A 13,815-nucleotide genomic window follows, 5' to 3' on the forward strand; every position below is an offset into this window, starting at 1 on the left:
TCTGCGCCGTGACCACCGACGCCTTCCCGGCTAAAGCCGGTCCCACACGTTGGGGTTCCAGCCAGCCCCATTGGATGCACGCGATGCTTTAGTGGGACCGGCTTCAGCCGGGAAGAGGCCAGTTTGCGCACCATCAAATCTGCGCCGTGACCACCGACGCATTCCCGGCTAAAGCCGGTCCCACACGTTGGGATTCCAGCCAGCCCCAGTGGATGCACGCGATGCTTTTAGTAGGACCGGCTTCAGCCGGTAAGAGGCCAGTTTGCGCACCATCAAATCTGCGCCGTGACCACCGACGCATTCCCGGCTAAAGCCGGTCCCACACGTTGGGGTTCCAGCCAGCCCAATTGGATGCACGCGATGCTTTTAGTAGGACCGGCTTCAGCCGGGAAGAGGCCAGTTTGCGCACCATCAAATCTGCGCGGTGACCACCGACGCCTTCCCGGCTAGAGCCGGTCCCACACGTTGGGGTTCCAGCCAGCCCCATTGGATGCACGCGATGCTTTTAGTGGGACCGGCTTCAGCCGGGAAGAGGCCAGTTTGCGCACCATCAAATCTGCGCCGTGACCACCGACGCCTTCCCGGCTAAAGCCGGTCCTACACAGACTGTGTGAAAACCTAGCCAACCTGCCTCAGATCTAAGAAAATGCCCCGCATCGAAAGATGCGGGGCATTTTCTTATGGCGTACATCCAGGGCGAATCGCGCAACCAGACCAGCCTGTTTCCGGTTTCAATAGATGAGGTCATTCCCGAAGACCATCTTGTCCGAGTCATTGATGCCTATGTTTCGCGCCTGGATCTCAGGGTTCTGGGGTTCGATAAAGCTATTCCCAAGGGCAACGGACGTCCGCCCTACAACCCCGCCGACCTGCTCAAACTCTACATCTACGGCTACTTCCAGCGCATACGGTCTTCGCGCCGGCTTGAGGCTGAGTGCCAACGCAACATCGAAGTCATGTGGCTGCTCAACCGCCTCGCGCCGGACTTCAAAACCATCGCCGACTTCCGCAAAGATAACGCCACTGCGTTCTCCGCAACGTGCCGCGCGTTTGTTCAGTTCTGCCGTTCGGCAGGCCTGGTAAAAGGTGATCTGGTTGCTATTGATGGCAGCAAATTCAAGGCCGTAGCCTCGGCCCGTCGTCACATCAGCACCAAGCACCTCAAGCGCGATCAGGAAAAACTTGATCGCCGGATAGCGAAATATCTGGAGGATCTGGACAGCGCGGATCGCGACGAAAATGAAGAGGTGGTGGATCGAAGCGCTGTTAAAACGGTACTGGCAAAACTGACCGCCAAGCGGGACGACAACCTGACCTGCCAGGCACTGATGGACGAGCTGCAAATTACGCAATTCATCAGCACCGAAAGCGATGCGCGGATGATGCGAGCCCCGCAGGGCATGGCCGTTGCCTACAACGTGCAGACCGCAGTCGACGCTGAAAACAGCCTGATCGTGCACCACGAAGTCACTCAGGATAGCGACGATCGAAAGCAACTGGAGCCGATGGCAAAAGCGACTCAGGAAGTGCTGGAACAGCCGAATCTGACCGTCACGGCTGATGCTGGATACTCCAGCGGCAAGCACTTCCAAGCCTGCGACGACGCGGGCATCACAGCGTATGTACCGATCAATCGAACCATCAACAGCAAGGTCGAAGAGCCCTCGTTTTTCCGTCGGGAAGACTTCACCTATGATCGTGAAAATGATCGTTATCAATGCCCGACCGGCCATTTGCTGACGCTGGTTCAGTTGAACAAGGGAAAGCGTTTCTACCGCGCCAGCGCTGGCGCTTGTGGATCCTGCGCCCTTAAAAACCAATGCACCAAGACCAAATACCGCTCGATCACACGTCATGCCTATGAAGATGCATTTGAGCGAATGGCGCTGCGAATGCAGGCCCACCCGGAAATCGTCGAGGCTCGACGAAGCATCGTTGAGCACCCGTTTGGCAACCTCAAACAATGGATTTACGGCAATGGCCGGTTCCTGCTTCGCCAGCTCAAAGGTGCGCGAACGGAAATGGCGCTGGCGGTGAACGCCTACAACCTGAAAAGAGCGATCAACGTGCTGGGTGTGCGCCGAATGATGGAGTTACTGGCCTGAGGAAGGTCTTTTTCTTCTCTGTATAAATGGAAAATGCCCCGAGTTGATCGGGGCATTTTTTTTGGTTAGCTGCTGAGTAGCTGGTTTTCACACGGTCTGTACAATTGGAGTTCAGGCCAGTCCATGGAATCGGAGTTCCAGCCAGTCCTGCTAGGAGCAGGCAGTCAGTCGCTGAAACATTTCTGCCCCTCTTCCACGACGACTGGCATTATGTCGGCCATCGTCAATAACAAACCGGACGTACCGCCACAGCGCTACCGCAAGGTTGTATGCGACATCCAATTGAATCCCGGGCCGCACCTTGGCGGCCGCTGCTGGCTGGAGCGACACAATGAGTGAGAGCGCTTTCGCGGACCGCATCGTGCAGAACCTGCTCGATACCGACCTCTATAAGCTGAGCATGATGCAGGCCGTGCTGCACAACTACCCCAACGTCGAAGTAGAGTGGGAGTTTCGCTGCCGCAACGGTGAAGACCTCCGGCCGTATCTGGCCGAGATCCGCCATCAGATCGAGCAGCTCTGCGACCTGTCGCTGAGTGTCGAGGAGACCGGTTTCCTCGAACGCATCAACTTCATGAAGCCCGACTTCCTGCGTTTCCTCGGGCTATTCCGCTTCAACCTGCGCTACGTCCAGACCACCATCGAAAACGACGAACTGTGCATCCGCCTCTCAGGCCCCTGGCTGCACGTGATCCTTTTCGAAGTGCCCGTCCTGGCTATCGTCAGCGAAGTCCGCAATCGCCATCGCAACCCGGAAACCCTGCTCAGCCAGGCCCGCGATCAGCTGTACCGAAAAATCGACTGGCTCAACGCAACCGCCACCGCTGATGAACTGGCGGAATTGAAGGTGGCTGACTTCGGCACCCGCCGGCGCTTCTCCTACGCGGTGCAGGAAGACGTCGTTTCGGTGCTGAAAAAGGATTTCCCCGGCCAGTTCGTCGGCACCAGCAACGTGCATCTGGCGCGCAAATTCGACCTCAAACCCCTCGGCACCATGGCCCACGAGTGGATCATGGCCCATCAGCAACTCGGCCCGCGGCTGATCGACAGCCAGATTGCCGCCCTCGATTGCTGGGTCCGCGAATACCGCGGCCTGCTGGGTATTGCGCTGACAGACTGCATCACCACCGATGCCTTCCTCGGTGATTTCGACCTGTTCTTCGCCAAGCTCTTCGACGGCCTGCGCCACGATTCGGGCGACCCCGTGCAGTGGGCCGAAAAATGCATCCGGCATTATCAAAAGCTGGGCATCGAGCCGATGAGCAAGACCCTGGTGTTCTCCGACGGGTTGAATCTGCCCAAGGCGCTGGAAATATTCCGCGCGCTGCGGGGTCGCATCAACGTCAGCTTCGGGATCGGCACCAACCTGACTGCCGACATCCCGGGGATCCAGCCGATGAGCATCGTGCTGAAAATGACTGCCTGCGCCGGCCAGCCCGTCGCCAAGATTTCCGACGAGCCCGGCAAAACCCAGTGCAAGGACCCGGAGTTCGTGTCCTATCTGCGCCACGTGTTCAAGGTGCCAGCCTGAGTCGAGCACCGACCGCCGCCCCTTTTTATGCCATTCCTTTTTTGCTCGAGGAGTCAATCATGCAAGACGTACAGCGCGAGATCGCCCGGCAGCTCAACGTCCAGCCGCCTTTTGCCAATGACCAGGCGCTGCAGGCAGAAGTCAGCCGCCGCGTGCAATTCATCAAGGACTGCCTGCATAACGCCCGTCTGAAAGTGCTGGTGCTGGGCATCAGCGGCGGCGTGGATTCGCTGACGGCAGGTTTGATGGCCCAGCGCGCCATTCGCGAGCTGCGTGAAAGCACCGGCGACAATGCCTACACCTTCGTCGCCGTGCGCCTGCCGTATCACATCCAGCACGACGAACACGAAGCCACGGCATCGGTGGATTTCATCAACCCGGACGAGCGCCACACCGTGGACATCGCGCCCTCGGTGAAAGCGCTGGTTGATCAGATCAAAGCCTTCGAGGGCCAGCCGGCCAATACCGTGGATTTCGTCAAAGGCAACATCAAGGCCCGGGCGCGGATGGTCGCGCAGTACGCCATTGCTGGTGTGAAAGGCGGCCTGGTCATCGGCACCGACCATGCGGCTGAAGCGGTCATGGGCTTCTACACCAAGTTCGGCGACGGGGCCTGCGACCTGGCGCCGTTGAGCGGTCTGGTGAAGAACCAGGTCCGTGCGATCGCCCGCAGCTTCGGCGCGCCACAGAACCTCGTCGAGAAAGTCCCCACCGCGGACCTCGAAGAACTGGTCCCCGGCAAACCGGACGAAGCGGCCCACGGCATCAGCTACGCAGAGATCGACGCCTTCCTGCACGGCGAGCCAGTGAAGCAGGAAACCGCCGAGATCATTGTCAGCACCTACCGCAAGACCCAGCACAAGCGGGATCTGCCTTACGCGCCATAAGGCTCAGCCACAAAGACGCCCGATGGCGTTTGATTGAAAATTCATCGGGCAGCAGTACCGCTGCATTCAAAAACGGAATGAACCCGTTATTTCTTTTCGCTTGATGGCGCTCGCCATCACGGCTTACATAGCGCTCTGACTTCCCCGCCCAGAGCCGCTACCCATGACTGCTTTCCAAGGCCTCTTCACCCTCGTTGCGTCCACCGTCGGCCAGCCTGCTGCGGCATGGCTGGAACACCGCGTCGAGGTGCCGCAGGCGCTGGGCGGGTTTTCCTGGTCCAAGGAGGCGGTCCATCGGGTCTGGCTCGCCGAAGCGTTGAACCTGTGCCTGTTCCACAAGCTGGTAGAGGCCGTGCCCGACGGGCTTCGCTATGTGGACGAGCAATTCGACGGCGGCCGTAAAGTGGTGTTCGACCACGGCGCCATCCGCACCGTCGACTGGGCGGACAACGGCGAATTGCCGCGCGGTCGTCAGGCCTTCTCGCGCCTGCTCGAGCCGCTGGGTTTCACCGATGTGCGCACCTATCCGCTGACCAAACTGAACATGACCGGTTGGGGCTACCGGCAAATGGACTTGTCAGAAGACATCGCGCAGTTCTTCGTCTCCGAACTGCACCCCGGCCGACTCAGTCAGTCGTTTCAAGAGGCGGTCAGCCGCGTCGTCGGTTCGAGCCGCGACCCGTTGAGTTCTGAAGACTTGAGCGTGCTGAATCGCCTGCGCACCACCCGGCATTGCAGCCTGGCCGAAGCCACGCGCCTGCTGCCGGCCCTGTATCGCGCGTTTGGCCGCCAGCACGGCGTCGTTCGGGAGGATGACTATCGCCAACTGCTGAGCGAAAGCGCGGAAATGGCGTGGATCGCCACCGAGGGCAACAGCTTCAATCATCTGACCGACCGGGTGGTGGATCTGGAAGCGACGGTGGCCGAACAGAATCGGCGCGAACGGCCGATGAAGGACAGCATCGAGGTGTCAGGTTCGGGAAGGGTTATGCAGACCGCGTACAAGGCCTGCATGGTGAGCCGAGGGCTGATGAATGCCGAGGGCGTCGTCGTGGCGCACAAGGTGCCGGGCTCATTCGTGGAGTTCATTCAGCGCAAGATCGACCCTGACAACGGCAAGATCGATCTCAACTTCGACAGCAGCAACGCGCAGGGCATCTTCAAAATGACCGACTCGAAGCAGACCGACTCGAAGCAGCCCTAGCCGGTCACTTCAGGCTGACGGTGCCTTTCATCATGCCGATATGGCCGGGGAACGAGCAGAAAAAGCCGTATTTCTCGGCCGGGTCCAGCTTGGAGACGTCGAACGTGACCGAATCCTTCTCGCCTCCGCCGATCACTTTGGTGTGGGCAATAACGCGCGCGTCACCGTCCTTCAGATAATCCTTGTCGATGCCGACGCTCATGCCGTCTGTGGCGATCTGCGACATGTCATCGTATTTGCTGATGACCAGATTGTGGCCCATGACGGCCTTCGGCAGGCTGCCGGAGTGTTTCAGGTTGACGGTGAACTGCTTGCAGCTCTTGTCGATTTCGATGGCCTTGGTGGTGAACGTCATCTGGTCGGTGGAATCGACTTCGACCGAGCATTCCGCCGCCAGAAGGTGCCCACTGGCCAAAGTCAGAATGGATGCAGCGACAAGCTTGCGAATCATGGTGCGTCTCCTGGTGGGCAGCCTTGGATTTTGCATACAAAGACTGACCTGAATTAGAACAATTTATCAACCGTTATGACCGGTCACCTCTGGGCGGCCTCTATCAGTGCCATCAAGACAATCAAACAGTCAGCGCTACGATGGCTGGATAAGATCGCGCTGTCACCTATCTTCAGGACGATCCCATGCAACTCTCCAGCATTTTCCGCAGCTTGCTCGCCGCTTACGCCTGTGGCGCATCGGGTAGTTACGACCGCGCCAGCCAGGATTACGGCGTCTACCAACGCGCGTTTTCCGCAGGCTACGACCTGTAACGGCGGGCGACCGACCGGGATATATGACTGGGTGAAGAAAAATACCACGCCGGCTTTGCACCATTCTCAGGCAGAATGTGCTGACTTATCGTCTGCCTCGAGGACTGCCCATGGCCAAACCCAACTATTCCTTCGCCAAACGCCAACGTGATCTGGCAAAAGAGCAAAAGAAAGAGGAAAAAGCACAGCGCAAGCAGGCTGAGAAGGCTGAAGCAGAGGCCGGAGAAGCTGCGGTTGTAGACGGCGAAAACGCCGAAGGCTCTTCCGAAGCCGAACACTCTACCGATGCTGAAGGCTCCGCTGACGTAAAAGGCTCCGCCGAAGAAAAGCCCGCTGAGTGATCGTCTGATTCAGCGCAATGGGATGGATGAACGCGAAACCTCTAGGAGTGAGCTTGCTCGCGATGGGATTTTCGCCATGATCCATCCATTGGCTGACCCCCCCTGATCGCCAGTACGCTCACAGCCCCGTCGACAGCAACGCCCACCTACCCCGCAATCGGCATCACCGTGACGCGCACGTCCGGGTCATGGCTCCCGCCCCCCAGAATCACCCCTCGCAACGGCGACACGTCCGAAAAATCCCTCCCCCGCGCCAGACTGATGTGCTCAAGCGCAGGCTGAACGTTGTTGGTCGGATCGAAATCCACCCACCCCAGCACCGGACAGAACACTGACACCCACGCGTGGGACGCATCGGCACCGATCAGCCGTGGCTGACCGGGCGGCGGCTGGGTCAGCAGATAGCCGCTGACATAACGCGCCGCCAGCCCGCGCGACCGGACGCACGCCAGCATCAAATGAGCGAAGTCCTGACAGACGCCACGGCGGGTTTCCAGGACCTCCACCAACGGCGTCGCAACCTGAGTCGCCTCGCCGTCAAACGTGAATTCTTCGAATATCTTCTCCATCAGCGCCTGCGCGCACAGCAGTACCGGCCGCCCCGCGGGAAAGCAACTGGCGGAGAACTCGACAAACGTCTGCTTCAGGTGCACGTAGGGCGATTCGAAGCGATAGCGGCAGGCATCAAGGATATCCGGCGCCATTCTCGACGCGCTGTAGGTCAGCCGGTGCTGGGCCTCATCCCACGAAGCGGAAGCATTGAAATCCAGCAGCGGGCGTTCCAGCACTTCAATGCGCAGGCGCGCGTTGACCTGCAGCTCATCGTGGGGACGTTCGAACGCCAGACGCGTCAGCGGATTGCCGAACACGTCCAGTTCATCGCGGCGCGTGGTCGGCGTCGGGCTGATGACCAGGTGCTGCTCCAGACAACGCTGCCAGGGACTGCGCCGCGGCCACAGATGCGCAAGTTGCTGGGCTAGGGAAACCGGGCTGTCGTATTTGTAGTGCGTGTCGTGGAGGATCTGATACTGAACACTGTTCATCAGACCGACACCGTGCGCTGACTGACATCGTCGACGTGGGCGAAATGACGCAGCGCAAGCCGGTCAGAAACATGGCCGCTGGTGTCGCCTATGGTCTGCAGCAAATCCGCCAGCCCATCCAGCGCCGCTTTGACACTGCTCTCGCCGAAGAGCCCTTCTTCCAGGCAACCCAGATCGAACATCGACAGCCGCTGAATCAGCACCGCGAGACTGTTGTCCTGGGGCACGCCGAAATCCTCGTTCATGCGTTTCACCGAACGGGCCACCAGCTTGAGCTGAAACAACACCGCGTGGGGGTTCTGATCGTCCAGTACCAGCAAATCGAGCACCGGGATCAACTGCGGCAGGGCCAGATAGCGCGAGCGGTAAGTGATCCCGCTGTTACCCAGTTCAAGCAGCCCGTCCAGCGCATCCTGATGAAATACCGCGTCGCTGCGCAGGAATGCCGCCAGCGTCGTGCACAGAAACTGCAAGCGCTCGATGCGCCGCCCGATCATCAGGAAGCGCCAGCCCTCGTCGCGGGTCATGTCGTCCAAGGCAAAACCGGACAACGCCGCCAGTGACATCACCAGCCGGTTGAGGAAATCCAGCAGCTCGCCGAAATCAGGGGTTTCGGTCTCCAGGCTCATCGCTTCCCGCTGCAACTCCACCAGCGCCTGCCAGTTCTCGCGGGACAACTTGCCGCGTACTTGGGACGCCGCCCACTGCAAGCGCTGCAAGTTGGAGCGCAGGCTGAACGGCCAGTCATCACCCAACAGCGCTTCGAGCAGACGCTCATGCAGCTCGCTCGGTGCTTCTTCGTCTTGAAGCGGCAGGAGGTTCAACCGTTCGGCCAGCTCGACCGCTGCTTGCAGGGCGACCGGATCATCACCGTCTACATAGCGCGTGAGCATGATTCGCAGCAGGCGCGCGCTGTTGTCGCAGCGCTCGCAGTAGCGGCCGAACCAGAACAGATTTTCCACCACCCGCGACGGCAGATACGGGTCGCGACGTACCAGGTCGTGCACACCCAGGGAATGGCGATGTTTCCACGGTTCGCTGCCGAGCGGACGCTCGCCAAGAATCCAGGTGTCCTTGCTTGCGCCGCCGCGCTGCATCGACACCACGTCGGCGTCGGCATCGGCGGCCACGCGGGTCAATCCGCCCGGCAGGACGCGATAGCCATCGGCGGTGGCCACTGCGTATACGCGCATGCCGATGGCGCGGGGCTGCAGCTGGCTGTCCTCGCCCTGCCAAACCGGCGCGTGGGACAACTGAGCCAGCTCCTGCGCGACGTAGGCATAGGGCCTGGCCTGCATGCGCGCGGACAGCGCCTGACGCTCTTCCTCGCTGAGATCGCGGCCGAACACCGGGGCGAAACTCTGGGACGGAAACGCGGGTTTGATGAGCAGTTCCGGCATCTTCTCCAGCGCCTGCGCCAGCACCGGCGGCTCGCCGCACCACCACGTGGCGATCGACGGCAGCAACAGCTCTTCGCCAAACAGGTGTTCGTTGATCTTTGGCAGAAACCCCAACAGTCCCGGCGACTCCAGCACACCGCTGCCCAGGGCGTTGGCAACCAGCACACGCCCCTGACGCACCGCCTGCAGCAGGCCGGGCACGCCCAGCGCTGAATCCGTGCGCAGTTCCAGCGGATCGCAGAAGTCGTCGTCCAGACGGCGCATGATCGCGTGTACACGACGCAGGCCGCTGAGGGTTTTCAGGTACACCGTGGCGTCGCGTACGGTCAGGTCGCTGCCTTCCACCAGCGGATAGCCCAGCTGACCGGCCAGATAAAGGTGCTCGAAATAGCTCTCGTTGAAACGCCCGGGCGTCAGCAACACCACCAGCGGTGCTTCGTGGCTGGTCGGTGCCTGGCGCGCGAGTGTTTCCTGCAGCGACCGAAAGAAATTGGAGAGGTGCTGGACCTGCAGATCCCGGTACAACTCGGGAAATGCTCGCGACACGATCAGGCGGTTTTCCAGCGCATAACCGGCACCCGACGGCGCCTGAGTCCGGTCGGCGGTCACCCACCAGCGACCGTCGGGCGTGCGCGCCAAGTCTACTGCGTACACATGCAGGAAGGTGCCTTCGGGGGGCGTTACGCCCTGGCATGGCCAGAGAAAATTATTGTGGCCGAACACCAGTTCCGACGGCAGCAGTCCTTCGGCGATCAGTTCCTGCGGACCGTAGAGATCAGCCAGCACGGCATTGAGCAGACGCGCGCGCTGGGCGATGCCGGCCGCCAGCGGCTGCCACTCTTCCATTGGAATCACGTGGGGCAGCATGTCCAGTTCCCAGGGCCGATCGGCACCCTTGGGGTCGGCATAGACGTTATAGGTCACGCCGTTTTCCTGAATCTGCCGGGCGAGCAGCGCCTGACGCTGGATGAGCTGCGCAGGTGTACTGCGCTGGAGATGCTCGTACAGACGCTGCCAGTGCGGCCGAACGGCGCCGCTGGCATCCAGCATCTCGTGATAGGTACCCGGAGTGAGCGGATATTGATCAAGCAGGTCAGGCATGGAAGGCTCGGCAGGCAACAAAAGGACTCGAATCAACAGCGCTTAGACTAGCGCAGACAACATGACACGCAGGCGCCGCTTTCCACGTTTCAAACGTGCGGCACGGCGACCTGATCCCACGTCAGGTCGCCGGCGCGGCTACCGATGCAGGCGCAGGTCCAGGGTCATCGGCAGCTCATCGTTGAGGGTCAACGCGGGAACCTCACGTTTGCCGGGACTGTGGCCGACCCGGAAGAACCGCGCCAGACGTCGGCTTTCCGCTTCATTGGCGTTCACCGGCAGGGTCTCGTAATTGCGCCCGCCAGGGTGGGCGACATGGTACTCGCAGCCCCCCAGCGAGCGCTGCATCCAAGTGTCGAGGATGTCGAAGACCAGCGGCGCATGCACCGGGATTGTCGGCTGCAAGGCATTGGTCGGCTGCCAGGCGCGGTAACGCACGCCGGCGACGAACTCGCCGACGCGCCCGGTCGGTTGCAGGGGCACCGGCACGCCGTTGCAGGTGAGCATGTAACGCTGCGGCGGCAGACCCGTGACCTTCAGCTGCAAGCGCTCAAGAGACGAGTCCACGTAGCGAACCGCGCCACCGGCTGCACCCTCCTCGCCCAGCACGTGCCACGGTTCCAGCGCCTGACGCAGCTCCAGCTCGATGCCGCTGACGGCGTAGTCGCCGACCTTCGGAAAGCGAAACTCTAGATGCGCCGCGAACCACTCGCCGCGCACGGGATAACCCGCGTCGTTGAGCTCGGCGATAACGTCGGCAAAATCCTGGTCGATAAAGTGCGGCAGCATGAAGCGGTCATGCAGCTCGGTCCCCCAGCGCGCCAGTTTCACCGGTGCATAGGGCTCGCGCCAGAAACGCGCGACCAGTGCCCGAAGCAACAGCTGTTGCGCCAGGCTCATGCGCGCGTGCGGCGGCATCTCGAATGCCCGCAGTTCCAGCAGTCCCAGCCGCCCGGTAGCACCGTCCGGCGAGTACAGCTTGTCGATGCAGAATTCCGCGCGATGGGTATTGCCGGTCACGTCGATCAGCAGGTTGCGCAGCAGCCGGTCCACCAGCCACGGCGCGCATTCCTCGCCCGGCGCGGGCATTTGCGAAAAGGCGATTTCCAGCTCGTACAGCGAGTCATTGCGCGCTTCGTCGACCCGCGGTGCCTGGGAGGTCGGGCCGATGAACAATCCGGAGAACAGGTAGGACAGCGACGGGTGGTTATGCCAGTAGCTCAACAGGCTGCGCAGCAGATCCGGCCGACGCAAGAAGGGCGAGTCGCCGGGCGTCGCGCCACCGAGGACAAAATGGTTACCGCCGCCGGTGCCGGTGTGGCGCCCGTCGATCATGAATTTCTCGGTGGTCAGCCGGGTCAGACGCGCCTGCTCGTAGAGAAACTCGGTGCGTTCGACCAGCTCATCCCAGGTGGACGACGGCTGCACGTTCACCTCGATCACGCCCGGATCCGGGGTGATGCGGAAGTTCGCCAGACGCGGATCGCTCGGCGGCTCGTAACCTTCCAGCAACACCGGGCAGCGCATGTCCTCGGCCGTCGCTTCAATGGCGGCGACCAATTCCAGATAGGCCTCAAGGGATTGCAGCGGCGGCATGAACAGGTACAACCGCCCGCCCCGCGTTTCGGCGCTCAGTGCGGTGCGGGTCAGCCAATCGGCCGACTCGTCGATCTCGGGTTCGCGGTCGATGCTCGGGTCGCGCTGCTCTGCCAGGCCGTCCAGTCGCGACTGAACCTCGTCGCGGTCGGGCAGCTCGGCAAATGCCTGATTGTGGTCGGTCGGGTGGATGTAGGGATATTCCGCCGCCTTGACCCATGGCTGCGAGGCCAGCGGCAGGCGATAGCCAAGGGCGGAATCCCCCGGCACCAGGCGGCAATGCTCGTCGCGCAGGTACCAGCGACCGCTCTGCCATTGATCGTCGGCGGCGGTTCGCGCCAACGGCAGAACGTGGCCAATGATCGTGTCCAACCCTTGGGAAAACACTTTGCGCAGACGGGCGCGCTCAAGGGGGTCCTCAAGACGTGAGGCTTCGGCGCTGACGTTTTTGGGCAGCGCGCCCTCGCGCCACAGGTAATAGAAATTGTCTTCGTACGCCGGGAAAACGTAACGCGTCGGCAGCTTCAGCCTCTCGGCAACGCTGCGCAGGAAACTGCCCGCCATCTCGCTGTCGGCGCCATAGTCCCGGGTTTCATCAGCGATCAGCGCATTGTTGCGCCACACCGGTTGCCCGTCCCTGCGCCAGAAGCAGTTCAGCGACCAGCGCGGGAGTTGCTCACCGGGGTACCACTTGCCCTGACCGAAATGAACGATGCCCTGGGGCGCGTAATGGTCTCGCATGCGCTGGTACAGCTCGGCGGAGAGCAGGCGCTTCTTCGGCCCCAGCGCAGCGGTGTTCCATTCCTCGCCGTCACGGTCGTCGATGGACACAAAGGTCGGCTCGCCGCCCATGGTCAGGCGCACGTCGTGGGCAACCAGATCGCTGTCGATCTGGCGTCCCAGCGCTTGAATGTCCTGCCACTGCGCTTCGGTGTAGGGCTGGGTGACGCGCGGCGCTTCCCAGATACGCTCCACCGACATCTCGTGGGTGAACTCGGTGTTGCAAGGCTCGACCATGCCACTGATCGGGGCCGCCGAAGACGGCTCGGGGCTGCACGCCAGCGGAATGTGCCCCTCACCTGCGAACAAGCCTGAGGTCGCGTCGAGGCCCACCCATCCAGCGCCCGGCAGGTACACCTCGCACCAGGCGTGCAAGTCTGTGAAATCAATGTCAGTGCCAGACGGTCCGTCCAGCGCTTTGACATCGGCCTTGAGCTGAATCAGATAACCGGACACGAACCGCGCGGCGAGGCCCAGGTGACGCAGCAACTGCACCAGCAACCAGGCCGAATCACGGCAGGACCCCGACGCGTTTTCGAGGGTGTATTCCGGCGTCTGAATGCCCGGTTCCATACGGATCAGGTAACCGATGTCGTTGGCCAGACGCTGGTTGAGCCCCACCAGAAAGTCGATCGCCGGAATCGGCGTGCGGTCGATGCTGTCCAGGTACGCCTGGAATCTTGGAGTCAGCGGCAGCTTTTCCAGATAGGGCTGCAGCTCGTGGTGCTCTTCTCGGGCATAAGTGAAGGGGATCTTCTCGGCATAGGGCTCAAGGAAGAAATCGAACGGATTGAACACCGCCATTTCGGCGACCAGGTCCACTTCGATGCGCAACTCGCTGGTCTTTTCCGGGAACACTAACCGCGCCAGGTAATTACCCTGCGGGTCCTGCTGCCAGTTGATGAAGTGGTTTTCGGGGAGGACGTTCAGCGAATACGACAGCACACGCGTGCGGCTGTGGGCCGCCGGGCGCAAGCGGACGATCTGCGGACCCAGCTCTACCGCGCGTTCGTAGCGGTAATGCGTGACATGGTGCAAGGCAATGTGAATCGACACGGCGTG

General features: G+C 61.4%; 10 protein-coding genes. 6 read left to right on the forward strand and 4 right to left on the reverse strand.

The genetic code is table 11. From position 1 onward, the window contains the following. Positions 1 to 680 precede the first annotated feature (680 nt). The 4 genes from M1E04_RS21975 (at position 681) to M1E04_RS21990 (ending at position 5,727) form a co-directional block, all read left to right on the forward strand. Positions 681 to 2,105, forward strand: coding sequence for an IS1182 family transposase (locus M1E04_RS21975; protein WP_456291445.1), 1,425 nt, complete (start codon positions 681 to 683; stop codon positions 2,103 to 2,105). 331 nt (positions 2,106 to 2,436) lie between these two features. Further along, the gene (gene pncB / locus M1E04_RS21980; RefSeq protein WP_065987784.1) at positions 2,437 to 3,636 is read left to right on the forward strand and encodes a nicotinate phosphoribosyltransferase; all 1,200 of its coding nucleotides are present in this window, start codon (positions 2,437 to 2,439) and stop codon (positions 3,634 to 3,636) included. 59 nt (positions 3,637 to 3,695) lie between these two features. After that, positions 3,696 to 4,523, forward strand: coding sequence for an ammonia-dependent NAD(+) synthetase (gene nadE / locus M1E04_RS21985; RefSeq protein WP_192135316.1), 828 nt, complete (start codon positions 3,696 to 3,698; stop codon positions 4,521 to 4,523). Positions 4,524 to 4,686: 163 nt separating this feature from the next. Then, positions 4,687 to 5,727 (forward strand): 2-oxoadipate dioxygenase/decarboxylase family protein, encoded by a 1,041-nt coding sequence (locus tag M1E04_RS21990; protein ID WP_456292042.1) that lies wholly within the window; start codon positions 4,687 to 4,689, stop codon positions 5,725 to 5,727. Positions 5,728 to 5,731: 4 nt separating this feature from the next. Here M1E04_RS21990 and azu read toward each other — a convergent pair whose 3' ends face one another. Beyond that, a complete protein-coding gene (azu, locus tag M1E04_RS21995; protein ID WP_296313335.1) occupies positions 5,732 to 6,178 on the reverse strand; it encodes an azurin in 447 nt (148 codons plus the stop codon). Between the two features lie 185 nt (positions 6,179 to 6,363). Here azu and M1E04_RS22000 point away from each other — a divergent pair, with 185 nt between their 5' ends. Together M1E04_RS22000 and M1E04_RS22005 are read left to right on the forward strand one after the other, a co-directional pair. Continuing rightward, on the forward strand, positions 6,364 to 6,492 hold the full coding sequence (locus M1E04_RS22000) for a hypothetical protein (protein ID WP_274605159.1): 129 nt from the start codon (positions 6,364 to 6,366) through the stop codon (positions 6,490 to 6,492). A 110-nt stretch (positions 6,493 to 6,602) separates the two neighbouring features. After that, complete coding sequence (locus M1E04_RS22005) at positions 6,603 to 6,833, forward strand: hypothetical protein (protein ID WP_410929700.1); 231 nt, start codon at positions 6,603 to 6,605, stop codon at positions 6,831 to 6,833. Positions 6,834 to 6,979: 146 nt separating this feature from the next. Here the strand turns inward: M1E04_RS22005 and M1E04_RS22010 are convergent, their stop codons facing one another. From M1E04_RS22010 to M1E04_RS22020, 3 genes are all read right to left on the reverse strand, one after another. Next, the gene (locus M1E04_RS22010) at positions 6,980 to 7,876 is read right to left on the reverse strand and encodes a transglutaminase family protein (protein ID WP_456292043.1); all 897 of its coding nucleotides are present in this window, start codon (positions 7,874 to 7,876) and stop codon (positions 6,980 to 6,982) included. Next, positions 7,876 to 10,377, reverse strand: coding sequence for a circularly permuted type 2 ATP-grasp protein (locus M1E04_RS22015; RefSeq protein WP_455914474.1), 2,502 nt, complete (start codon positions 10,375 to 10,377; stop codon positions 7,876 to 7,878). Before M1E04_RS22015 ends, M1E04_RS22010 begins: the two co-directional genes overlap by 1 nt. Before the next feature lie 138 nt (positions 10,378 to 10,515). Further along, positions 10,516 to 13,809: a transglutaminase family protein gene (locus M1E04_RS22020; RefSeq protein ID WP_456292044.1), complete on the reverse strand. Its 3,294-nt coding sequence runs from the start codon at positions 13,807 to 13,809 to the stop codon at positions 10,516 to 10,518. Positions 13,810 to 13,815: the final 6 nt, after the last annotated feature.

The organism is Pseudomonas sp. AK106 (assembly GCF_053903055.1).

Coding starts and splice junctions, on each gene's coding strand:
- M1E04_RS22015 (WP_455914474.1), bottom strand. CDS start 10,377: ATGCCTGACCTGCTTGATCAATATCCGCTCACTCCGGGTACCTATCAC.
- pncB (WP_065987784.1), top strand. CDS start 2,437: ATGAGTGAGAGCGCTTTCGCGGACCGCATCGTGCAGAACCTGCTCGAT.
- M1E04_RS21975 (WP_456291445.1), top strand. CDS start 681: ATGGCGTACATCCAGGGCGAATCGCGCAACCAGACCAGCCTGTTTCCG.
- nadE (WP_192135316.1), top strand. CDS start 3,696: ATGCAAGACGTACAGCGCGAGATCGCCCGGCAGCTCAACGTCCAGCCG.
- M1E04_RS22005 (WP_410929700.1), top strand. CDS start 6,603: ATGGCCAAACCCAACTATTCCTTCGCCAAACGCCAACGTGATCTGGCA.
- M1E04_RS21990 (WP_456292042.1), top strand. CDS start 4,687: ATGACTGCTTTCCAAGGCCTCTTCACCCTCGTTGCGTCCACCGTCGGC.
- azu (WP_296313335.1), bottom strand. CDS start 6,178: ATGATTCGCAAGCTTGTCGCTGCATCCATTCTGACTTTGGCCAGTGGG.
- M1E04_RS22010 (WP_456292043.1), bottom strand. CDS start 7,876: ATGAACAGTGTTCAGTATCAGATCCTCCACGACACGCACTACAAATAC.
- M1E04_RS22000 (WP_274605159.1), top strand. CDS start 6,364: ATGCAACTCTCCAGCATTTTCCGCAGCTTGCTCGCCGCTTACGCCTGT.